Annotated in this window: 21 protein-coding genes; 5 read left to right on the top strand and 16 right to left on the bottom strand. The window is 69.1% G+C overall.

Annotation, left to right across the window (positions count from 1 at the left end):
- Positions 1–362: 362 nt before the first annotated feature.
- The 3 genes from ACFUO4_RS19200 to ACFUO4_RS19190 all read left to right on the top strand — a co-directional run bounded on the left by ACFUO4_RS19200 (position 363) and on the right by ACFUO4_RS19190 (position 2,523).
- On the top strand, positions 363–848 hold the full coding sequence (locus ACFUO4_RS19200) for a hypothetical protein (RefSeq protein WP_383486161.1): 486 nt from the start codon (positions 363–365) through the stop codon (positions 846–848).
- On the top strand, positions 845–1,909 hold the full coding sequence (locus ACFUO4_RS19195; protein ID WP_383487844.1) for a hypothetical protein: 1,065 nt from the start codon (positions 845–847) through the stop codon (positions 1,907–1,909). The genes ACFUO4_RS19200 and ACFUO4_RS19195 overlap by 4 nt, the downstream gene beginning before the upstream one ends.
- A gap of 425 nt (positions 1,910–2,334) precedes the next feature.
- Complete coding sequence (locus tag ACFUO4_RS19190) at positions 2,335–2,523, top strand: DUF397 domain-containing protein (protein WP_383486158.1); 189 nt, start codon at positions 2,335–2,337, stop codon at positions 2,521–2,523.
- A gap of 22 nt (positions 2,524–2,545) precedes the next feature.
- Here ACFUO4_RS19190 and ACFUO4_RS19185 read toward each other — a convergent pair whose 3' ends face one another.
- The 6 genes from ACFUO4_RS19185 to ACFUO4_RS19160 all read right to left on the bottom strand — a co-directional run bounded on the left by ACFUO4_RS19185 (position 2,546) and on the right by ACFUO4_RS19160 (position 9,605).
- Positions 2,546–2,968, bottom strand: coding sequence for a hypothetical protein (locus ACFUO4_RS19185; RefSeq protein WP_383486155.1), 423 nt, complete (start codon positions 2,966–2,968; stop codon positions 2,546–2,548).
- Positions 2,958–3,428, bottom strand: a complete 471-nt coding sequence (locus ACFUO4_RS19180; protein ID WP_383486152.1) for a hypothetical protein — start codon at positions 3,426–3,428, stop codon at positions 2,958–2,960. Before ACFUO4_RS19180 ends, ACFUO4_RS19185 begins: the two co-directional genes overlap by 11 nt.
- Before the next feature lie 27 nt (positions 3,429–3,455).
- A complete protein-coding gene (locus tag ACFUO4_RS19175; protein ID WP_383486149.1) occupies positions 3,456–8,045 on the bottom strand; it encodes a DUF6531 domain-containing protein in 4,590 nt (1,529 codons plus the stop codon).
- 95 nt (positions 8,046–8,140) lie between these two features.
- Positions 8,141–8,611 carry a hypothetical protein gene (locus ACFUO4_RS19170; protein WP_383486146.1) on the bottom strand — a complete coding sequence of 157 codons (471 nt, stop codon included), beginning with the start codon at positions 8,609–8,611 and terminating at the stop codon, positions 8,141–8,143.
- Positions 8,608–8,940, bottom strand: coding sequence for a hypothetical protein (locus ACFUO4_RS19165; RefSeq protein WP_383486143.1), 333 nt, complete (start codon positions 8,938–8,940; stop codon positions 8,608–8,610). The genes ACFUO4_RS19170 and ACFUO4_RS19165 overlap by 4 nt, the downstream gene beginning before the upstream one ends.
- A 17-nt stretch (positions 8,941–8,957) precedes the next feature.
- Positions 8,958–9,605 (bottom strand): hypothetical protein, encoded by a 648-nt coding sequence (locus ACFUO4_RS19160; RefSeq protein WP_383486140.1) that lies wholly within the window; start codon positions 9,603–9,605, stop codon positions 8,958–8,960.
- A 118-nt stretch (positions 9,606–9,723) separates the two neighbouring features.
- On the opposite strand from ACFUO4_RS19160, the gene ACFUO4_RS19155 reads away from it, so the two are divergent.
- A complete protein-coding gene (locus ACFUO4_RS19155) occupies positions 9,724–10,059 on the top strand; it encodes a hypothetical protein (RefSeq protein WP_079306647.1) in 336 nt (111 codons plus the stop codon).
- Positions 10,060–10,077: 18 nt separating this feature from the next.
- Here ACFUO4_RS19155 and ACFUO4_RS19150 read toward each other — a convergent pair whose 3' ends face one another.
- Positions 10,078–10,491: an SsgA family sporulation/cell division regulator gene (locus ACFUO4_RS19150; protein ID WP_079306649.1), complete on the bottom strand. Its 414-nt coding sequence runs from the start codon at positions 10,489–10,491 to the stop codon at positions 10,078–10,080.
- A gap of 234 nt (positions 10,492–10,725) precedes the next feature.
- Here ACFUO4_RS19150 and ACFUO4_RS19145 point away from each other — a divergent pair, with 234 nt between their 5' ends.
- Positions 10,726–12,474, top strand: a complete 1,749-nt coding sequence (locus ACFUO4_RS19145; RefSeq protein WP_383486135.1) for a sigma-70 family RNA polymerase sigma factor — start codon at positions 10,726–10,728, stop codon at positions 12,472–12,474.
- A gap of 335 nt (positions 12,475–12,809) precedes the next feature.
- On the opposite strand, the gene ACFUO4_RS19140 is transcribed toward ACFUO4_RS19145, so the two are convergent.
- The 9 genes from ACFUO4_RS19140 to ACFUO4_RS19100 are packed head-to-tail and all read right to left on the bottom strand — an operon-like array spanning position 12,810 to position 19,315.
- Positions 12,810–13,271, bottom strand: a complete 462-nt coding sequence (locus ACFUO4_RS19140) for a pilus assembly protein TadG-related protein (RefSeq protein ID WP_383487841.1) — start codon at positions 13,269–13,271, stop codon at positions 12,810–12,812.
- 23 nt (positions 13,272–13,294) lie between these two features.
- On the bottom strand, positions 13,295–13,738 hold the full coding sequence (locus ACFUO4_RS19135; protein WP_079306653.1) for a TadE/TadG family type IV pilus assembly protein: 444 nt from the start codon (positions 13,736–13,738) through the stop codon (positions 13,295–13,297).
- Positions 13,739–13,741: 3 nt separating this feature from the next.
- Positions 13,742–14,179, bottom strand: a complete 438-nt coding sequence (locus ACFUO4_RS19130) for a TadE family protein (protein ID WP_383486132.1) — start codon at positions 14,177–14,179, stop codon at positions 13,742–13,744.
- Between the two features lie 41 nt (positions 14,180–14,220).
- On the bottom strand, positions 14,221–14,472 hold the full coding sequence (locus ACFUO4_RS19125; protein WP_361532167.1) for a hypothetical protein: 252 nt from the start codon (positions 14,470–14,472) through the stop codon (positions 14,221–14,223).
- Between the two features lie 32 nt (positions 14,473–14,504).
- Positions 14,505–15,428, bottom strand: coding sequence for a type II secretion system F family protein (locus tag ACFUO4_RS19120; RefSeq protein WP_383486128.1), 924 nt, complete (start codon positions 15,426–15,428; stop codon positions 14,505–14,507).
- On the bottom strand, positions 15,425–16,399 hold the full coding sequence (locus ACFUO4_RS19115; RefSeq protein WP_383486125.1) for a type II secretion system F family protein: 975 nt from the start codon (positions 16,397–16,399) through the stop codon (positions 15,425–15,427). Before ACFUO4_RS19115 ends, ACFUO4_RS19120 begins: the two co-directional genes overlap by 4 nt.
- A gap of 2 nt (positions 16,400–16,401) precedes the next feature.
- Positions 16,402–17,709, bottom strand: a complete 1,308-nt coding sequence (locus tag ACFUO4_RS19110) for a CpaF family protein (RefSeq protein WP_079306662.1) — start codon at positions 17,707–17,709, stop codon at positions 16,402–16,404.
- Positions 17,706–18,575 (bottom strand): hypothetical protein, encoded by an 870-nt coding sequence (locus ACFUO4_RS19105; RefSeq protein WP_383486121.1) that lies wholly within the window; start codon positions 18,573–18,575, stop codon positions 17,706–17,708. The genes ACFUO4_RS19110 and ACFUO4_RS19105 overlap by 4 nt, the downstream gene beginning before the upstream one ends.
- Positions 18,576–18,592: 17 nt before the next feature.
- Positions 18,593–19,315, bottom strand: a complete 723-nt coding sequence (locus ACFUO4_RS19100) for a hypothetical protein (protein ID WP_383486118.1) — start codon at positions 19,313–19,315, stop codon at positions 18,593–18,595.
- Positions 19,316–19,572: the final 257 nt, after the last annotated feature.

Below are 19,572 nucleotides of genomic sequence, written 5' to 3'. Positions count from 1 at the left end.
GCCGGAGTTGCCCTGTTTTCCACCGAGGCTCATGTGCGGTGTTCGCAACCGCCACGCGACACTCTCACGTTCCCCACACATTCCCCCGTTGCCTGTCAAAGGTGCATCACCCGCCCCTGATAGCTTCGTTCTCTATTGCACACATGCCTGCACACGCCGAACCTCGGGGGAGATCCATCGTGTCCCGCCGCACCCTGCCCGTCACCGCCGCCGCGTTCGCCATGTCGGCGGCGCTTCTGCTTTCCGCGTGTGGCGGGGGTGACGACTCGTCGTCGGATGACATCAAGGGGGCGGACACGGGGGCGGGGAGCCCGTCAGCTTCGGCTTCCGCGGCGGCGTCGCCCGCGGCGGACAGACCGGATGTGAGTCTCCCGAAGGACCTGGAGCTGGTCTTCGAGTTCGAGAAGCCCTCGAACGCGGACAACGCCGCAGCGCTTGTCGACGCGGAGAACTACATCCGTGCGCTCAGCCACGGCATCACGGAGCAGGACCCCTCCGACCCCGCCTATCAGTACTACTCCGCCGGGGACGCGGCCAGGTACGCGAACACGCAGATCAAGGAGTACGTGAAGGGCGGCTGGACGCTCACCGGTAAGGACCGCTACTTCCGGGCGGAGACCACCGCGGCCGGCGAGTCGAAGTCGGTGAAGCTCGTACGTGTGGCCTTCTGCGAGGACCAGTCCAAGGTCTATGGCAAGGAAGTGAAGAGCGGAAAGGTCCTGAAGACCGAGGGAAGCTCCAACGACTTCCTCAAGTTCGACCTCCTCATGGCTTTCCCGAAGGGTTCGCAGGTGTGGCGCGCGCAGCAGATCACCGTGAAGGAGAAGGCCACGGAATGCGCGGGGTGACCTCAGTGCGGCGAGCAGGCTCGGCGGTTCTGGCGCTCGCCGCGGGGGTCCTTGTCTGGGGTGCGGGTGCCGCGTACGCCGCCAAGCCCGTGCCCGGCGGTCACGACACCACTGAGGGCAGCGCCCACGGCAAGACCCTGCTGGCCTCCGCCGGTCAGTCCCGTATCAAGGTCACCCAGGTCAGCGGCCCCAAGGGCGGCAAGCGCGGCGCCGTATCCTCCGCGGACGTCAACTGGAAGCCACCGGCGTGCTGGTACGAACCGGTCTTCACGCCCGCGATGCTGAAGGACTTCTCGGAGAACACCGGAGTCGGGGACGTCGGCATCCACGAGTACTGGGCCGGCAAGGAACTCTGGACGGACTACTACCGGGACGAGAAGTCCACGATCAACTACTTCGAGGACGGGAAGACGGTCGAGGGCTACAAGAACTACAACCTCGGCCAGGACGGGTACTTCTGGCGCAGCGTCGCCCCGGACATCTCCGACCCGGACTCCTGGGACTGCACCCGCATCATGTTCTGGCAGCCCGCGGGCCAGATCCCGAAGATCGCCCACGCGCCGACTCCCGAGACGCTGGCGGCCTACGCCTACGACAAGGTCACGGTCCCCGACACGGAGATCGAACTGAAGCCGGCCACCAAGTCCACGGTGAACCTGCCGACTTGGGTCTGGCTGGACAAGGGCACGTTCCAGGAGGTCAAGGTCCGCGCCGAACTCCCCAACACGGGGCTGTGGGCAGAGACGACGGCCAAGCCGGTCGCCCTGCACCTGAACCCCGGCACGGAGGACGCCCAGACCTTCCCCGCCTCCGGGGACTGCGAAATCAACGCGGACGGCTCGATCGGCACGCCGTACTCCGCGGGCGACGCCGACAAGACCCCGCCCTGCGGCATCCGCTACCTGAAGGCCACGAACGGCACGCCCTACCACCTCTCCGCGTCCGTGACCTGGCAGATCACGTGGGAGGGATCGGGCGGCACGGGAGGCGACCTCCCGGACGGCACCTTCGAGACGACGCAGGACATGAACGTCCAGGAGATCCAGGCGATCAACCGCTGACCTGGGAGAAACCGACCGTGCCCCGCCCGCTGAGGAGACAAGAACCCCGACGATGCCCCCGCGCCCTCCGCCTGATCAAACCCGCGCTCGGCATGGCCACCGCGGTCACCCTGGCCACCCTCACCGCATGCGACGGCGCCTCGGACGCCGACGGCGCGAACGGTGACGCGTCCGCGAGCGCCGCCGCGCCCCAGGGCGTACTGACCGCGAAGGCCGCCGCCGCGGTGGTCGACAACTACGAGAAGGTCACAACAAGGCGAACGCGGCGTTGGACAAGGACCTCCTCGGCACGGTCGAGGCCGGGCAGGTCTACGCCATGGACAAGGCGACGTACACCTCGTGCCGACCTTCTCGAAGAAGGAGCAGAAGGCCTACCGTTCCCGCGACTTGATCCACCGGTTGACGAGGGAGCTGTGAGGCATTCCATGGACACCCCCGGCATCTGGCGAAAGTCGTCCTACTCCGGCGGAGGCGAGGGCAACGCCTGTGTGGAAGTGGTTGACCGTCACACCCACATAGCCATCCGCGGCTCCAAGGCCCCGACCCGGGCCACCCTCTCCTTCCCGCTCACCACCTTCACCGCCTTCATCGAAGCCGTCAAAACGCAGCGGTGACCTTCGGTCACGTCTCGCCTCCTCAGGAATCGTCCGAGAAGGGGGATTCAATGCCTCCCCAGCGAAAGCTGTAATTCCCGCCTCCCTCTCCCAAGGAGACGCCGAATCCTCGATCAGGGAGATCGAACTCCCGCCGAAGCCAGCCGTCCATTGCCAACGCGGCCACTTCCGATCGGAAATCGGCCAGCGGGAAGGTGAAGGACACAACCCTGACGATCATGCCCCCGGGCTTGAGGTTCATCAGGTCGGGCGCGTGGGCGGCAAGGCCGAAGGAAAGCCAAGCCGCATCTCGCCAGTTGATGCCCTTGGGGAGCGCCAGGTGCACTCTTCGGTCGATCTGCAGCGAAAATCCGGCTTCGGAGTCCGGCGGATCACACTCAGCCACCAGATCCGCGGCGAGTCCGCCGAGAGGGCCCTGAAATCGGTACGCGAAGTCACTTCTCACGACGACCGCGTACAAACTTCCACGCGTCCTCGGCCGCATACGTCACGGTCAACCGCCAGGTCTCCAGTTTGTCCCACACCTTTGACGCGACCTTCCGCCACTTGAACCACAGAGGCAGTTGCCGGAACGGCACGTAATCCAAGGTGTCGTCGATGGCGTTCCCGGCGATCCCACGATGCCCCTCCGCACGTAGCGCGGCGTACAGCTCCGGTGTCAGCGCACCATTGAGCCGGGCCGCCGTGCCGGCCGCGGTGTAGGCGAAACCTCGCTGACCGCGGTCCGGCAACCCCATCGCCTTGATGATGCGGGACGAAGCCTCTTCCAGGGAGCAGTTGAAGGCCAGTCCGATCGCCGCCGTACCGAGGTGCTGCTCACCGCGCTCGTAGGCCGCGTCCCAGTCCGCGGGGTCGTCGAGACCCAGCAGACCCTCGCCGCTTTCCCAGTTCCACTCGGACGGCATGACTGGTCGTCTTCCTTCTTTCGTTCCTCACCCGTCGCACGGAGGCGGGAGCACCTTCTGCTTCTTCTTGTTGTTGATCATCTTGAGCCTCACCATCTTGGCCAGGACGTTTTCCTTGACGGCGCTGGACGGGTACGAGGCCTGGACGTGGCCATGGTAGATCTCCTTGACGATCTTGCCGTTCTTGTCGGTGACGTAGTCATGCCGGTCGAGCACCACGATCTCGTTGTTGACGTGGTCCACGCCGACGCGTCGGAAGTCGTCCGCGGTGGCGGAGTCGCCGCGTGTGATGGACCGATCCAGCGCGGCCTGGCCGTTCGTGGGAGCGCGGCCGATCTCACCCTTGGCCGACGAAGAGGAGCTCGAACCGTGCTTGTCGTATGTCGAGTCGTCGTAGATACGGACCGGCTCGTCGCCCTCCAGGCCGAGCGGGTCGCTCCAGCGCAGCGGGTTGTCGACGTACGCGTGGTGGTTCGGGGCGGGCTCCAGGCCCAGGGGGTCCGGTGAGAGGTAGCTCGCGGTGTCCGGGTCGTAGTAGCGGGACAGGTTGTAGTGCAGGCCCGTCTCCGGGTCGCGGTACTGGCCCGGGAAGGCCAGCGGGCACAGGCCTCCGTCGGTGCCGCCGGACAGCGGGCGTCCCCACAGGCTCGTCGTCGACCGCCAGGCGATCTCCCCGTCCTCACCGATCAGTTCGCTGGGCGTGCCGACCAGGTCGGTGACGATCGCGTAGAACTGCCGGTCGACCGAGGTCGGATCCGCCGTCTGCCACCTGCTGCGTACCTGCGCCGCCGCCCGGTGCGTGCCCGGCTCCCAGTCCCAGGTATCCGCCTCCGCCATCCCGTCCCGCAGCGTCTGCTGCTCCGCGAGGTTGCCGGCGTCCCAGGTGAAGAGGGTCTCGTCGGTAACGGAACCGTCCTCGTGCACCCGAGCCTTGGACGTGCGGCGGCCCAGCACGTCGTAGCGGTAGCGCCATACGCCGTGGTCCGGCGTCGCGGCCTCGATGAGGTGGTCGTCCGCGTCCCAGACGTAGGTCCAGACGCGCCGCAGTCCGGACAGCGTGCGCCGGATCACCCTGGTCACCCGCCCCTGGGCGTCGTGCTCGTACGAGGTGCGGCCCGCCGAGGTGACCTTGGTACCGGAGTGGAGCGCCGGGCCCTGGGCGTCCTGGCTGCCCGGCGCCGGGTGCTCGGCGGCGGTGAGGTTGCCGAGCGCGTCGTAGGCGTAGGACTCGGTCCAGGTGTCCGCCGAAACCCGGGTGACGCGGCCCACGGGGTCAAGGTCGAAACGGCGGGTGCCGGAGAGGCGGTCGGTGATCGCGGTCAGGTGACCATCGGCGCGGTAGGCGTAGGTGCGGGCCTGGCGGACCGTGGGAGCGCCCTGCTGGCTGCCACCCCGGGTGGCCGTCGCCGCCTGAACGATCTGCTCCACCAGGCGGTGGCCGGAGTCCCAGGACTGGGTGAGGGTGGCGGCCGCGCCCAGACCCCGGGTGGTCTCCCGGCCGGCCGCGTCGTAGGCGAAGGTGAGTTCACCGGCCGCGGTGACGAGCGAGGAGGGCAGGCCCACGGAGTCGTACGACCACTGCGACACCGCGCCCGAGGGCGTGGTCCGGCGGATGCGCCGCCCCAGCAGGTCGTAGGCGCTGGTGACGGTCCGGCCGTCCACGGACTCGGCGACGATCCTGCCTGCCGCGTCATACGCGTAGGCGACACGGCTGTCGGCGTTCACGGCCTCGGTCAGCCGTCCGGACACGTCGTAGCGCAGCTCGGTGACCGCGCCGCTGTCGGTGCGCGCCGTCACGACCCGGCCGGCGATGTCGCGGGTGAGCAGCACTGTCTGACCGGCGCCGTTCCCGCGTTCGATCGCGCGGCCGGTCGGGTCGTAGGCGTAGGTCAGTCGGCGGCCGTCGAAGTCCGTCTCGGCGAGCAGGTTGCCCGCGGCGTCGTAGTCGTAACTCCACTGACCACCCTGCGGGTTGGTCACGGCGGTGAGCCGCAGTTCGGCGTCGTGGGTGAAGACGTAGCGGGTACCGTCCGGGTCCGTGCGGGCGCTGGGCAGGTCGAACGCGCCGTACTCGAAAACGGTGGCCGACCCGCCCGGCTCGCGGTGTTCGGTGAGGTTGCCCTCCACGTCGTAGGACCAGGACTCCCGGCCGCCGTCCGCGCGTTCGCGCCACAGCAGCAGGCCTTCGGGGTTCCAGCTCTGGCGGACGGTGCCGCCGACGGGGTCGTCGATGCGTACGACACGGCCGTACACGTCCCGTTGCACGGTCACGACGCTGCCGCGCGGATCGACGATCCGCACCGGCATCCCGGTCCCGTCGGTGTCGTACCGGAACGTGTTGCCGAGCGCGTCGGTGTGCGCGATCCGGTGCCCGCGTTCGTCGTACGCGTACGAGGTCACCGCGCCCAGAGGATCGGTGCTGGTGAGCAGGTTGCCCCGGTCGTCGTAGGCGCATTCCCAGCGCGACCTGTCGGGCTGCGTGACGGCGACGGGCTGGGCGTCGGCGTCGTACTCCACTTCGATGCTGGTGCCGTCGGGTCGGTCCATGCGCACCGGCTCGCCGTGCGCTCCGAGCGTGAAACGGGTCGTACGGCCCAGCTCGTCGGTGCGGGAGAGCATCCGCCCGTAGCGGTCCCACTCGGTGTACGTGCGGTGGCCGAGGGGGTCGGTCTCGGCGGTGAGCTGGAGGAGTTCGTTGTAGTGGTACGTCGTCGTATGGCCGAGCGCGTCGGTGTAGCGCGTCTCGCGGCTCTCGGTGTCGTACGTGATCGAGGAGGCGAGGCTGCCGTCCGCCCCCGTACCGCCGATGCAGCGGTCCAGGGCGTCGTACGTGAAGCGGTAGGAGTAAGCGTTGCGGTCGGTCCACGACGTGATGCGTCCGCGAGCGTCGTAGGTGAGCTTCCGGGGCAGCCCGCTGGAGTTGTGGATCTCGGTCAGGTTGCCGTCGGAGTCGTAGCCGAAGCGCCTGAGCGTCGTGCCGTCGGGGCCGTCCTCCGGGTTGTGGAGGCGGAGTGCGGTGACACGTCCGTTGTGGGTGTCGACGTACACATGACGGCCCGCCGAGTCCCGTACGGCGACCGGTGTGCCGTCGTCGTCACGGTCGAAGTCGATGCGGAAGCCGTTGCGGTCGGTGATCGCGGCGAGGGGGAGGGCGAAGACGTCGTCTGCGGCCGTGGGGCGTCGGCGCGGGGCGAAGTGGCGGGTGATGCCGCTGCCCGGATCGGTGACCCGCACGGGGGTGCCAGGGGCGCCGTCCCAGTCCAGCAGGAGGCGCGGGCCCTCCAGCGGCAGGACCGAGGTGCCCGGCGTGGGCACCGGGTAGAAGAGGAGCATGCCGTCCTCGGTGGCGAAGACGGCGCCCTCGTCGTCCAGTTCGAGACGCTCGTCCAGGGTCGAGGCCCAAGACTGCCCGAAGGAACGGCCGTACGGGTAAGTCGACAGGTGTGTGCGACGCAGGACGGTCGGGAGCAGGCCTGGCAGGTCGACGTCGGTCTCCTGCATCAGCATCTCGCCGGAGATCATGTCGATCGGGTCGCCGTTCTTGCATCGGCCCTTCGGGGGCTTGCTGTGCGCGGCGGCTTCGTCGGCCTCCTTGCGCAGGCCCTTCTTCCCCAGCCCCTTGGCCATGGCCTTGAGGCCACCCTTGCCGAGCATCTTCAGGCCCTTGGCGAGGCCGCCGAGGGTGGTGAGGCCCTTCATGCCGGGTATGCAGTCGAGGGCGGCCAGGCCTACGTCCCACAGGGATGCCTGGCCCTTGGAATATTTGTAAAGCGTGTCGGCGAGGACGACGAGGGCCGCGATCAGCACGATCGCACCGAGGATCGGCCCGCCGATGATCATCGCGATCACACCGACGACGGCTACGACGATCTTGCAGACGGCGACGATGTTGTCCCAGTTGTCCGTGAACCAGTCGCCAACCTCCTCCCACCACGACCGGTTCTGGATGCCGGCATCGGAGGCCTCGTCGATCTTCGACTTCGCGGTGTGCGCGGCCTCCTCGCGCATCTTGCGCGCGTCCTCGGCCATCTTCTTCGCCGCCGCCAGCGCACCCTGCGCGCTGTCGACGTCCGACTGGGCGCTGGTTTGGGCGGACTTGGCATGCTGGGCATCACGGGTGGCGGCACGGACCTTCGACTCGTCCGGCTCGTCACCGCCCGACTTGCTGCCGGTGGGATCGTCCTTGTACTTGTCGGCTTCCTTGTTCGCCCGGGTCACCCACGAATCAGCCGAGGTGAGACGGGAGTTGGCGGAGGAGAGATCGCTCTGCGCCTCACGGCCCTTGGCCAGCGCCCGGTCCGCCAACGCCTGCGCCCGCTCCAGCTTCGGCCAGAAGTCCGTGAGAGCGTCGCCGCACAACTCGTACGACTTCTTCAGCTTCTTGAGGTTCTTCGGGACATCCCCGAACTCGTCCTTGAAGACCTCCGCCGACTTACCCGCCCACTCCAGCAGCGTGTCCTCACCCGCCATGCCGTTGACCAGGCGCAGGGCATCCGAGACATCGTCGGCGAAATCGTGAAGCGTCTTGGCCAGCAGCTTGATCCGGTCCGGATCACCCGGCGTCGGATCCTTCTCCAGATCCAGGACATGCCAGTCCGTGGGCCGATGCCCCGCCATACCGCAACCCCCGTCACGCGTGCATCACGTTCAACAGCTATGTGCACACGCGAACCTACAGGGAACGGTCGTTCGACGCGACAAACAGCATGTCATCAGGTCCGACGGCGTTCGCGCATAGCGCGCCACGCTTCACCGACCGTCTCCAACGGCAGCAGCCACCATCTCAGCAGCGTCTCCCGGACGGTCACGTACACCCACCGCCGCTTCAGCCACAGCGGCAGGTCCCGGAACGGTACGAACGTCAGCGTGTCGTCGATCGCATGGTCGGCGGCGCTGCCCAGGCCCTCGGCGCGCAGGGCGTCGTACAGCTCCGGAGTCAGGCGGCCGTCGAGGCGGGCCAGGTGGGCGATCGCCGTGAAGGGGAAGTCTCGGCCCCTGCCGGGCAGCAGCTCCAGGGCGCGGATGATCCGCGGAGACACCACCTCCGGCGGGCAGTTGAGGGCCAGGCCGATCACCGCGGCGCCCAGGTGGTCGTCGTTGCGGTCGAGCGCGGCGTCGACCTCGGCGGGGTCGTCCATGCCGAGCAGGCCTTTGCCGGTTTCCCAGTCCCACCTCGACGTCATGCCGATTCCTCACTGCCCGTGCTTTCCCCAGCCACCACCCAGGCCTTCATCCTGGCAACGGACCGAGCCAGTTGCCTTCCATCGGTCAACTCGAGCGTCTCATCGCTCACTTCGCCGCTCGCTGCGTCCGCCAGCTGGAGCTGCGCCTCCCCGCTGTCCCAGACGATCAACGCGCCGAGGCGGTCCGGGCCGTCCAGGCCGAGGCACGCGCTCTGTTTGGGGCGGTTCGGGACCGGTGGCTGCCAGGTCACCTCGAAGCGCGTCCCTTCCAGCTCCACCAGCAAGCGGTCGTACCACATGCGCAGTTCAGCCAGATCTATCACGTGCACCCCCAAGTCCACGGCTGTCAGCCGGTGAACCGGAACGTCGACGTGATCGCGTCGAAGATGTCGAAGAAGGAGTCCGCGAGGTCCAGGACCTGGCTGCTGCCGCCCACCAGGGCGACCTTGCCCTCCTGGCCGGGTACGGGGATGTACGTCTGCATCAGGACCGCCCGGATCGTGCGGTTCAGGGCGTCGCCGGGTACGGCGATGTCCTCGATGCCGTAGGTGCGGGCCGCCGGGCCGACGCCCGGGATGTCCACCGTCGTCACCTTGCGCCAGGAGTCGCCCTCCTTCTTCCCCTCCTTCACGGCGAGTTGGCTCGCGATGACGGACGGGTCGGTGGAGAGGGGCTCGCCGCGTTCGTTGCGGCCGCCGACCATCGACACCGTCACCGATCCCGTGATCGGGGTGTCGCCGCCGAAGTTCTCCGCCATGCAGCCGCAGTACAGGGCGCCCGACTTCCAGGCGTCGGCGGCGGCCTTGCGAAGGAAGTCCATGTACACGTCCTTGTACTGGGACAGTTCCGGGCGCTGGGCTATGCGCTCGTTCACCATGCGGCGGATCGAGTCGTCCCGGGATTCCGGGCGCACGTCGAACTCCCACCACGACTCGGGGACCTTGATCCGGAAACCCCCGCGCTCGACCGTGAGCGCCTCCATGTAGCGGGCCATGACGTCGACCTTCCCCGTTCTGCGTACTTCTCCGTTTGCTCGATCGCTCGCTGCAACCGTTGCGTTGTACCGTGCACGTCAGACTACGAGATCCAGATCGGCACCGGGGGACGCGGCTATGGGACAGAACGGCAAGAGTGACCTCTCGCTCCCGCTGAGCGAGCTCGAGGACTACGGGCGCCGGCTGCGGTCGATCAAGACCCGCCTCAACCACACCAAGAAGCTCTTCGAGCAGTACAAGGACGACATCGGCGACGGCAGCGTCAACGACGCCCTCGACGACTTCGAGTCCAACTGGGAGGACGGCCGCGAGGACATCACGCAGCAGCTCGACGCGCTGTCGAAGATGTCGGACGCCGTCGTCCGGGAGTTCAAGAAGCTCGACGACGAGCTGGCCAAGCAGGTCAACGACAAGATGAAGACCGAGGACAAGCGGCCGAAGAAGGACAAATAGCCAGGCACGCCTTCGGTCTCACACGCCGCCCAGCAGAGCGGCCAGCCCCTCGTCGACGACCGGTTCCAGCGGCTCGCCGCCCGGCTCCGTGATCGTGTACGTGCGGAGCAGGAAGCGGTGCAGCGTCTTCGTGTCGAAGAGGACGATCGCCACGCCCTCCGGGGCGCGGAACTCCACCGCCGTGCGCGTCGGGTCGTACGGGCGGACGTGTACGTTCCCCACGCCCGCCGGGCTGCCCATGCCCTCCTCCAGGAGGCTGCGGGCGAAGGTCCAGGTCAGTTCCTCGCCGTCGAGCGAGATCCACGCGGGGAAGAGGAGGTGGACTGCCAGGGGGTCGGCCGAGGTGTAGCGGAGGGTCAGCGTGATCGCCAGCTCCTCGTCGTCGGGGGTGAGCAGGCTGGCGCCGGTGGTCTGTTCCAGCGTGATCGACATGGCGGGCGGTCTCCGTTGCGAGGTGGGGTACAGCAGGGAGGGGCGGCGGCAGGTTGGCCGACGTACCTGTATGAGCACGCAAGTGGCCTGTGGATTACGCCGGTTACGCAAGATGTTGGTGTGACGTGCGCCACTTTCAGTCACCTTTGAAACTTTGATTGAAAGTTTCGCCATCTACGCTGACAAATCTTCCCCGCATCTCCCTCCCCACGCAGGCCCTGGAGCGTCCCGCCCATGTCCGACGGTCCCACTGCTTCGACTGCTTCGACTGCTTCGGCCTTCTCCTACGCCCAGGTGTACGAGGAGCAGCAGCCACGCCTCATCGCGTATGCCCGCTCCCTCACGCGGAATTCCTGGACCGCCGAAGACCTCGTCGCCGAGGCCCACTTCAGGGTGTGGCGGCGGCTGGCCGAGGGACACGAGATCGAGAACGTTCCCGCGTATCTGATGACGACGGTGCGGCATCTCGCGAGCGCCGCGGCCGGAACTGCCGTACGGGAGACTCCTCGGGACCCGCAGAGCGACGAGCGTGTCGTCGTCCCCGCGCAGGCGCAGGCCCCGGAGGACGGCGATCCGGCGGAACGGGTGTCCGCCGTCGATCTGCTGGTGCGGGTGCTGGGGCAGTTGCCCGAACGGTGGGTCAAGGCGCTGTGGCTGGCGGAGGCGGAAGGGCAGCCGCTGGCGGCGATCGGCCCGCAGGTGGGGACGAAGGACGGGGCCACGGCCGTGCTGTTGCACCGGGCCCGGGAGGGCATGCGGCAGGCGTTCCTGCGCGTCCAGACGGGGGCGCCGGACGATCCCGCCTGCCAGGTCCACTGGGCGCGGATGCCCGCGTATGTGCGGGGTGCCGCCACGGCACGGCAGTCCGCGCGGCTGCTCGGGCACGTGGACGCGTGCGACGACTGCCGGGCACGGCTGGCCGCGCTGATGAGCGCCAACGATCGGTTGCCGGCGCTGATCGGGCCCGCGCTGCTGGTGTTCGCGGTGGGGGGTGCGGGCAAGTACCTGCTCACGGCGACCGTGGCGGGGGCCGGCGGGGCCAAGGCCGGGGTGCTCGACGGAGTACGTCATGTCACGGCCGGAGGCGCCAAGACGGCGGTGGCGGCCGGTGCCGTCGTCACGAGCGCCGCCTTGCTCATCCTCGCCCTCGGGCCGGGCTACTCCACACCGACTCCGGCCGAGCGGACGCCTGTCGCGGAGGCGCCGGCCGCTCAGGTGCCGGTGGCGGAAGGGCCGGTGGCGGGTACGCCGGTGGCGGGCGCGCGGAGTGACGACGAGGGTAGTAGCAGTGGCGGTACGCCGGTGCAGGCGGCCAGTGCTCAGCGAGGTGGCGGGTCGTCGGTCGGCACGCGTACGCGGGGCGGCGATGCGCCCGCGGAGGCTCCGAGAGGGCCGAGGGACGACTCCGTTCCGCCGTCGACGGAGCCCGCCCCGGAACAGCCGGCGCCTCCGGCCGACGACACTCCGGAGCAGCCCGCGCCTCCGGAGCAGGGCACCCCCGGGGAGCCGACACCGCCCGCCGACAACACGCCGACGCAGCCCGCGCCTCCTGCCGACCCCACCCCTGCTCCCGGCGAGCCGAGCACACCGGCACCCGCCCCTGTGCCCAACCCGGACCCTGTGCCCAACCCCGCCCCCGTGCCAGATCCCGCGCCCCCGGCAGACCCGAAGCCCAGTCCGGAGGACCCCGCCCCCGTGTCCCCGACTCCCGTGAACCCGGCTCCCGTGAACCCGCCGCCAGTCGAGGATCCCGCCCCGGTCGGCCCCCCGGCATCCACCCCGCCCCCGACCCCGACCACGCCACCGCCCACCACCACGACTCCCGAGCCCACCGAGCCTCCGGCCACGCCAGCCCCTGCCCCCGACCCCGAGCCCACCGAACCCCCGCCCACGGCAGCCCCCACGCCCGACCCCGAGCCCACCCTCCCGGGAGACGGCTGCCCCGGCCCCAGAAGAGACCTTGACTCACCCGCCCAGGACTGAGCGCCCCGACGTCAAGGGCAGCCGGAACACCTCGGGCGCCGAGCTCTCAGCCGCGGCACCCCCGCGGCGCGGCAGCCGCGTACGGCGGTGAGGGGACGTGTCGGGGGGTGTCCGCCCGCAGCGGTTGGCGCGTCAACACGGGAGCCCTGTTATAGCTGCCCAATTCCGCGCCGTTCCGAGGACGGACACCCCCCGGCGCGGCCCCGACCCACGACGAAACCGCCCGCGCGAACCCGCACCCGCACCCAGCCGCACCCGCGCCGGCGCCCGCCTCAGCCCACCTCGTTCTCCGCCGGCGCCCGCCTCAGCCCACCTCGTTCTCCGCCGGCGCCGCCTCAGCCCACCTCGTTCTCCGCCACCGCCTGCCCATGCACCACCACATCCCCGCCGTAGAACATCCCCGTGAACACCGGCGAGTACGTCAACTGCACCTCGACCTCGACCTGCTCCGCGTCCGCCGCCACGCAGTGCGTCGCGGCGATGTCCGCGCCGGACATGTTCATCTCGCGGGCGAACGCCTTCACGCGGGCGTCGCAGTTGCCGAAGTTGATCGGGGCCGGGCCGTTCTCGTCGTCGTAGAGGGATTCGAGGTCGATGTCCTGGGCGGCGTAGCGGGCGGCCTGTTCGGCGATGTCGGCGGCGCGCTCGCGCTTGCTGATGGACAGGCCGCCGTCGATCACGAAGGCGGAGAGGGAGAGGAAGACGAGGGCGAAGATGATGACCGCGCCGGCTCCCGAGCCGCGGTCGTCCATCGCGGCCGCCCGGGAGGACAGCCAGGTGCGCAGGACGTCTCTCATCTCCGTCACGCTGTCCATACCCGTCACGCCGTCCTCCGGAAGGGATCCAGTGGGGAGCTGAAGCTCGCGGTCAGGGTCGTCGGAACGTCCAGTCCGAGCATGGCCAACCCCCGTACCTGGCAGCTCACTTCCACCGTGAAGAACGTGGCAGCCTCGAAGCCCGCGCTCGTCTGGTTGACCGTCACCGGACCCGAGCAGACGTCCGCGAGGTCGGCCTCCGCCGCCTTGCGGGCCTCGGACATCGCCGTCGCGTGGTCCTTCTGGATCGACCCGGCACGCGCCGCGTCGCGCGCGGCACCGTCGATCGCGCCGCGGCCGTCGACGAGTTGCCCGAAGGCGACCAGGACCAGGATGAACAGGATCATCACGGGGGCGAGGATCACGACCTCGACCGTGGACAACCCCTGGTCACCGTGGCCGAAGCGGCGGCCGAGCCGGTCGGCCACCCTGCGCAAGGAGGACTTCATCGTCTAGTTCCCGTCGTCCTGGACGAACCTCTCCACCGGCCCCTGCGACTGCGCATGCACCGTCAGATCCAGGCCCGGAAACACCGTCGGCACCTTCGCGGTGATCTCCACGCCCACCGTGTTCTGCTCGGGCTGGAGCATCGTCACCCGCGGCGACAGCACCAGCTGCGGGCCGAGTTGGCTGATGTAGCTGTCGACGACGTCCCGCGCCTCCCCGCGCCAGCCGCCCGGCTGGGCGTCGGCCGTGGCGCGGGCCTTGCGGGCGCCCGCCTGGGCCGCCGCCTGGGCGACGTGGTCGGCGAAGAAGTACAGCGCGAACTGGACCGTCGCGAAGATCATGAAGAAGAGCACCGGGGTGAGCAGCACGAACTCGATCGCGGTCATGCCGGAGTCGCCGCGCGTCGCGGCGGCTTCTCGTCGACGGCGTACCCACGCCCGCATGCGCTGCACCTGACCCCGTGTCCTCGTTGATTACCGCTGCGTCAGCAGGTACCGGACGCCTTGGCCCCGTCGATGCAAGTGCCGACCTTCGTGGCGCCCTTCTCCAGCGCGGCGTTGATGATCGCGGCCACCACGCCGACGATCGCCACCACAACTGCGGAAATGATGACCCACTCGACGGCAGAGGCACCGCGGTCGAGCTCACCAGAGCGAGCACGCTGCACTCGGCCCTGGAGGAAGGTGACAAGGAAGTCCACCGCCGGGATTCCGGTGTTGAAGTTCCGCTGGTTCATGGTCGTTGTCCTTTCGAGAGAGTGAGACGGCATCAGACCTGAAACACGCGCATGGCCGCCGGATAGATCAGGAACACCAGGAAGCCCGCACACAGCAATAGCTGGGCGACGAGCATTGACTGCGACTTCTCGCCCGCGCTGCCCTCAATCTCGGCCATCTCCCGATGCCGCATGGTCTCGGCGCGGGATGCGAGCGACTCACGGACCTTCGCGCCGTCGTCCGCCACCAGGGCAAGGGAGGCCGAGAGGTCCTTCAGCTCCTCAACGCCCAATTCCTCACCGAGCTGGCCCAGCGCCTGCCACTGGCTGATACCGGTGATACGGGCGTCGGCCAGGGCATTGTGGATGCGCTGATTGGCCCAGCCGTCCGACACATCGGCCGCCGCCATCAACGCCTCAGGCAGACCGCGGCCACCGGCAAGACTCATCGACACGAGGTCGAGGTACGCGCCGATCACCCGCCGCAGGTCGCGACGCTTGTCGGCTGCGTCCCGTCGTACCTCCAGGTCGGGGAGGAAGAAGAAGAGACTTGCGAACAGCAGCGCCAGCCAGACCGGAATGATCGGGCTGGAGCCGAACCCAAGCGTCCACACGATCGCGAACAAGAACGGGCCGAAGAACAGCCCTGCGACGCCGAGCAGCACCTTCGTCGCCAGGAACTTCTCCCAGCTGCGGTCCAGTACGGCGAGGTCCGCGCGCAGCGACCGCTGCTCCCACCCCTGCTGCATGTAGAACTCGGCGACGCGCTGCCCGACATCGGCCCGCATCGAACCGAGGCGGCCCTTGTCGGAGGCGGCCCGGGGAGACTCATACGCCGTCCCTCGCGCCCGCATCGCATCGATCCGCGCCACCTGCGAGACCACGCTCCGCTTTGTCGGCATGAGGGCGCGGACGAGGGCGTAGATGCCCAGGCCGATGATCGCGCCGACGACAATCGGCATGGTGATGTCGCTCATCGACGTACCCCCTCCTCCGGAACCGCCTGGTGCTGGGTCGGCGTGCGGGGACGCACGAACTGAACTCTTGACTCGTCCTTGACCAGGAAGCGTTCGGGCGTCTCGATGGTCGACAGCTTGCGCAGCCACCAGAAACCGAGCGCGAACAGACCGCAAACCAGGGCGAGTACGACCTGGCCGACTGCGGTGCCGTACGGCGCGACGAACTCCCGGTTGAACACGGACAGTCCGAGGACGAAGGCGACGGACACCGCGACGACGATCTGCACGGACCGCCGTGTCGACGCCCGCTGCGCCATCACGCGCTGCCGCATGTCGACCTCTTCACGGGCCGACTTGGCGAGCGCGCCGAGCACCTGTCGCAGACCGGGGCCGCGCAGGCGGGCGTTGAGGATGAGGGCGGCGACGATGATGTCGGCGGACGCGTCGTCGATCTCGTCGGCGAGGTGCTGGAGCGCGTCGGGCAGCGGGGTGCGGGCGCGTAGGCGGTCGACCAGGGCGTCCAGGTGCGGGCGCAGCACCGGGGCGGACGCGCGCGCGGACGCCGGGATGGCCTGTTCCAGGCCGACCGCGCCGGCGATGGTGTCGCGCAGGGACTCGGTCCAGGAGGCGAGCGCCTCCACCCGGCGCATGGCGGCCCGCTCCTCCGCGGCGCCGCCGAACAGCCGGTCCCAGAAGAAGACGAGCACACCGGCCGCGATGCCGGCGACGGCCCAGCGGGTGAGCAGGAGGACGACGAGACCGACGATGGCGGCGAGCGAGCCGCGCTGTCCGGCGAACCGGATCAGCTCGCTCGCCCGCTCGGCGGCCTTCTGCTTCTCGTGTTCGGGCTTGGCCGGCAGGCCGCGTACGGCGACCAGGAACAGCGCGAGCCCGCCGCCGACGGCGACACCGCAGGCGAGGGAGTAGAGGACGGTGGTGGAGAAGAGCCCGCCCATGGAGCCGAGAGAGCCCAAAGCTGCAAGATTCATGATTACCCCCACGTTCCCGTGGGCCGGTAGCCCTGTGCGATCAGGTCGTCCACGCAGGCGATGGGCGCGTGCGGCACGATCCGACCGTCGTGCGCCTCGGCGAACACCTCGCTGGACAGCACCCGGCCGTCCACGCCGTTGACCTCGCGGACCGAGGTGACCATGCGCTGGAGGCGGCCGCCCGTCTGGTAGTTGTTGCGCCGCTGGATGAAGACGACGAAGTTCACGGCGCCCGCGATGAGCATCTGGCTGGCCTCGATGGGCAGTCGCTCGGCGGCTTGGAGCGCGTACGTGGAAATACGGTTGAAGACCTCGTGCGAGCTGTTGGCGTGGATCGTGGAGAGCGAGCCGTCGTTGCCCTGCGACATCGCGTTGAGCATGGTCACGATCTCGTCGCCGAGCACCTCACCGACGATGACGCGGGAGGGGTTCATGCGCAGCGAACGGCGGACCAGCTCGGCCATCGAAATCATGCCCTGGCCCTCGGAGTTGGGCAGGCGTTCCTCGAAGGCGACGACGTTGGGATGCAGGTCGGGGAAGGTGTCGAGGCCGAGCTCCAGGGCGCGCTCGACGGTGATGAGGCGCTCGTGCGGCGGGATCTCGTTGGCGAGGGCCCGCAGCAGCGTCGTCTTGCCGGCGTTGGTGGCGCCCGCGATCATGATGTTCTTGCGGGCGCGGACCGCGCAGGCGAGGAAGTGCGCGACCTCCGGGCTCAGCGTGCCGTTGCCGACGAGGTCGGAGATGAAGACCTTGCCCATGCGGGCCCGGCGGATGGACAGCGCGGGGCGCCGGGTGACGTCCATGACCGCCGACAGACGCGAGCCGTCCGGGAGGCGGAGGTCGAGCTGCGGGTTGGCGGAGTCGAAGGGGCGGGAGGACAGGCCCGAGTACGCGCCGAGCACCTGGATGAGCTCGATGAGCTCCTCGTCGGACTCGGCGACCGGATCGCCCTTGACTTCACGGCCATCCGAATAGCCGACGAAGACCTGGTCGTACCCGTTGATGTCGATGTTCTCGACGTCCGGGTTGTCGAGGAGGGGCTGGAGCCGCCCGACGCCGAACAGCGCGGCGTGCACGGCGGCGGCGTACTGCTCCTCGGTCTCCGCATCGAGCGGGGTGCGCCCGGCGTTGATCTCGGTCCGCGCGTAGTCCTCGAGGATCTGGGCTATGACCGCGCGGGCGTAGTGCCGTTCGTCCTCGCCCGACATCGGCGTGACACCGGCGACCTGGTCCTGACGCCGCTGCTCGGCGATCCGGTCACCGGCCTCCTGCCGGAACCGCTTGACCAGTTGATGGTCGACAGCGGTCATCGCCCGGCCTCCGCATGGCCGTTCATCTGGCCGAGCGGCTGACCGTGCTGGGCCTGGGTGGGTACGGACCAGGCGGCGCCGTACTGCTGGTACAGGTCGGCGGTGACCTTGCGGGCGGAGCGGATGAGCAGCGACTTGTCGAGGCGCCCGCGCTTGCGTCCGGCCAACTGGTCGGCGCCGGCGGGGTCGTCGGCGATGGTGCCGACGACGCGGGCGCCGGTCTGGGCGTGCACGAGCATGTCGTTGACCTGGCCCGCGATCTTCGCCGCGTTGTTGGTGTCCGCGACGAGGACGACACCGATCATCGGGTTGCCCATGGTCGCGACCCCGCGCTGACCGCCGTGGAGCCGGTTGCCGAGGGCGGCGGCACGGTCGCGGACGCGCGCGATGGCCTCGGGCTCGGTGCGGGAGAGGAGCAGTACGAGGGAGGCGTGCGGGAACAGGTCGACGACGGGGGTCTCACCGGCGATGCGGCCGCAGTCGGCGATGACGTCGGCGGCGGCGTGCGGGGACTCGGCGAGGGCGGCGAAGGAGTGGCCGAGGGTCGGCCAGAGCCCGGCGAGACCGGCGGCCTGCTCGGCGTTGCCGAGACCGACGAGGACTTCGAGTCCCCCGCTCAACGGCTGCACGTGGTCCCAGATCTGGTCGGGGACGAGGCCGCGGCGCGCGGTGGCGGCGATGGACAGCATGCCGGTGTTCGGGTTGAGCGGGCCTCCGTGCGCGGCGGCACTGCGGTACACGAGGTCGCCGCCCGCCGGGTCGGTCTCGGCGAGCAGCACACGCCGCGGCCAGACCGCGGCGAGGGCGACGGCTGCGGTGGTGACGCCGGGGGAGCCTTTGTCGGCGGCGAGAGCGATGAGCGCCATGGGACTGGGGCCGCCTTCTAGTTGCTGCTGTTGTTGGGGACGAGGACGAGGACGACCTGACCGTTGGCGGCGGCCTGCGCGAGGTCGGCGGCGACGTCGGAGTCGACGGCGAGTGTGTAGGCGGAGTTGGCGCTGCCGACGATCTCGTCGCTGTCGGCCTTCGGCACGTTGGTCACGGTCGCCTTGTCGACGAGCACCGAGTCGCTGTTGCCGGTCGTGGAGGCGGAGCTGTTGCCGCGGGAGCCGCCGTCGGCGACGCGGTAGGCGGCGACGGTGTCGCCCACCTTGATGCCCGCCGGGAACTGGCCCGCCTTGAGGGAGAGACCGACGAGGGTCTTGCCCTCGGAGGCGCCCGCCTCGTCGCCGAACATCTGGCCCATGACGACCGTGTCCTTGGGAATGGTCGTGACGGCCTTCAGCGTCTTCAGGGTGCCCAGCTGGGACCACTTGACGTAGTTGATGGCGGAGTCCTCGGCGACCATCACCGACGTCACGTCGCTGTCGGTGACCTTCCCGCCGACGGGAATCTCCTCGGTCACCTTGACGACCTCGATCCGATCCCCGGCCTGCAGCACCAGCATGGTCGCACCCAGCGCCCCCACCAGAATCAGCAGCACCGCCAGCGCGGCCAACGCAGGTTTGCGCTCGCGAGGCGGGGTGGGAAGGCGGTCACCGGCCGACGGCTGAGCCGGAGCGGCGGAACGACCCTGACCCGCCCCCGTACGCTCTTGGATCTTCACGCAACCGCTCCCCGTACACCCAAGAAAAAGTCTGCCAAATAAGCTGGAAATTAGGACACTTCACCCAGGTCCACTCGACTCATGCGAATAGCCATCGGTGGGGTGAGTGTCAAGCCATGGCACCGTATCAGCCGCACATAAGCCCCTCAAGGCGCGTTCGAGGTCACGCATCTCACCCCGCACCCTGTTATCCATCTGCAACTTCAGGCGCGCGGCGCCCAGTTATCCAGGTGCCCGAAAGGGCTTGCCACCTGTGC

Origin of the sequence: Streptomyces sp. NPDC057280 (assembly GCF_042668605.1) — a bacterium.
Lineage (GTDB): Bacteria > Actinomycetota > Actinomycetes > Streptomycetales > Streptomycetaceae > Streptomyces.
This window is presented reverse-complemented; position numbering and strand designations above follow the sequence as displayed.

Excerpts from the sequence above, each read along its gene's own strand:
- ACFUO4_RS19170 (WP_383486146.1), bottom strand. The coding sequence starts at position 8,611 with ATGACGTCGAGGTGGGACTGGGAAACCGGCAAAGGCCTGCTCGGCATG.
- ACFUO4_RS19160 (WP_383486140.1), bottom strand. The coding sequence starts at position 9,605 with ATGGCCCGCTACATGGAGGCGCTCACGGTCGAGCGCGGGGGTTTCCGG.
- ACFUO4_RS19140 (WP_383487841.1), bottom strand. The coding sequence starts at position 13,271 with ATGAGAGACGTCCTGCGCACCTGGCTGTCCTCCCGGGCGGCCGCGATG.
- ACFUO4_RS19175 (WP_383486149.1), bottom strand. The coding sequence starts at position 8,045 with ATGGCGGGGCATCGGCCCACGGACTGGCATGTCCTGGATCTGGAGAAG.
- ACFUO4_RS19150 (WP_079306649.1), bottom strand. The coding sequence starts at position 10,491 with ATGTCGATCACGCTGGAACAGACCACCGGCGCCAGCCTGCTCACCCCC.
- ACFUO4_RS19105 (WP_383486121.1), bottom strand. The coding sequence starts at position 18,575 with ATGGCGCTCATCGCTCTCGCCGCCGACAAAGGCTCCCCCGGCGTCACC.
- ACFUO4_RS19190 (WP_383486158.1), top strand. The coding sequence starts at position 2,335 with ATGGACACCCCCGGCATCTGGCGAAAGTCGTCCTACTCCGGCGGAGGC.
- ACFUO4_RS19135 (WP_079306653.1), bottom strand. The coding sequence starts at position 13,738 with ATGAAGTCCTCCTTGCGCAGGGTGGCCGACCGGCTCGGCCGCCGCTTC.
- ACFUO4_RS19155 (WP_079306647.1), top strand. The coding sequence starts at position 9,724 with ATGGGACAGAACGGCAAGAGTGACCTCTCGCTCCCGCTGAGCGAGCTC.
- ACFUO4_RS19110 (WP_079306662.1), bottom strand. The coding sequence starts at position 17,709 with ATGACCGCTGTCGACCATCAACTGGTCAAGCGGTTCCGGCAGGAGGCC.
- ACFUO4_RS19120 (WP_383486128.1), bottom strand. The coding sequence starts at position 15,428 with ATGAGCGACATCACCATGCCGATTGTCGTCGGCGCGATCATCGGCCTG.
- ACFUO4_RS19115 (WP_383486125.1), bottom strand. The coding sequence starts at position 16,399 with ATGAATCTTGCAGCTTTGGGCTCTCTCGGCTCCATGGGCGGGCTCTTC.
- ACFUO4_RS19180 (WP_383486152.1), bottom strand. The coding sequence starts at position 3,428 with ATGCCGTCCGAGTGGAACTGGGAAAGCGGCGAGGGTCTGCTGGGTCTC.
- ACFUO4_RS19145 (WP_383486135.1), top strand. The coding sequence starts at position 10,726 with ATGTCCGACGGTCCCACTGCTTCGACTGCTTCGACTGCTTCGGCCTTC.
- ACFUO4_RS19125 (WP_361532167.1), bottom strand. The coding sequence starts at position 14,472 with ATGAACCAGCGGAACTTCAACACCGGAATCCCGGCGGTGGACTTCCTT.
- ACFUO4_RS19130 (WP_383486132.1), bottom strand. The coding sequence starts at position 14,179 with ATGCGGGCGTGGGTACGCCGTCGACGAGAAGCCGCCGCGACGCGCGGC.